The organism is Nocardia mexicana NBRC 108244, assembly GCF_001613165.1.
In the GTDB taxonomy this organism is placed as follows: Bacteria; Actinomycetota; Actinomycetes; order Mycobacteriales; family Mycobacteriaceae; genus Nocardia; species Nocardia mexicana.
Genome location: NZ_BDBV01000097.1, coordinates 1 through 987, shown reverse-complemented (window position 1 = coordinate 987; position 987 = coordinate 1). Strand labels below are relative to the sequence as shown.

At 67.8% G+C, this 987-nt stretch carries 1 protein-coding gene; it reads right to left on the bottom strand.

Features of this window, described 5'->3' with window-relative positions; all coding sequences use genetic code 11:
* Positions 1-330 precede the first annotated feature (330 nt).
* A partial coding sequence (locus tag NM1_RS33085) for an AMP-binding enzyme (RefSeq protein WP_157124053.1) occupies positions 331-987 on the bottom strand: 657 nt, incomplete at its 5' end.

The window sequence follows — 987 nt, the reverse complement described above, 5'->3', positions numbered from 1 at the left end:
TGGGGTTGGCATAGTGCGGAGACGCTCTGCCTGGGGCGGCTTCTGCTCGGCTCGCTCCTGCGTCGCATTGCCCGGAGGGGGCTCGTTCCGGCGTCGCTTTACCCGGGGCGGCTCGTTCCGGCGTCGCATTGCCGGGGGCGGCTCGGCTCCTTCGTCGCAATGCTGTTGATGCTGGGAGTGGGTGCTAGTGGAGCTTCTTTGCTGCTGGCGCGGGTGTACCTGAGTTGGTTTGCCGACATTCTTTGGGTGGGTGTTCGGGGCGCAACGCACTCAGCCGGTGCACTCGTCAGAGTGCACCGGCTGAGGTTGGGCGGGGTTCGGTTGTGGTGCTTACCAGTTGGTTTTGCGGGCGCGGATGGCTTCGAAGACGTTGGGGTCTACGAGGGTGGAGGTGTCGCCGAGTTCGCGGCCTTCGGCGACGTCGCGCAGGAGGCGGCGCATGATTTTGCCGGAGCGGGTTTTGGGGAGTTCGGGGACGATGTGGATTTCGCGGGGGCGGGCGATGGGGCTGATCTCGCGGGAGACCTCCGCTTTCAGTTCGTCGACCAGGTCTTGGCCCGTGTCTTTGGCTTCGCCGGTGAGGATGACGAAGGCGACGATGCCCTGGCCGGTGGTGGGGTCGGTGGCGCCGACGACCGCCGCCTCCGCGACGCCGTAGTGCCCGACGAGTGCCGATTCGACCTCGGCGGTGGAGATGCGGTGCCCGGAGACGTTCATGACGTCGTCGACGCGGCCGAGGACCCAGAGGTCGCCGTCGGTGTCGAGCTTGGCGCCGTCCCCGGCGAAGTACCAGCCCTTGGCGGCGTAGCGTTCCCAGTAGGTGGCTTTGTAGCGGTCGGGATCGCCCCAGATGCCGCGCAGCATCGACGGCCACGGCTGGTCGAGCACGAGGTAGCCGTTGGCTTCGGTCTCGCCGCGCCGCACCGGGTTGCCTTCTTCGTCGACGACGTGGGCGGAGATGCCGGGCAGGGGTGTCATGGCGGCGCC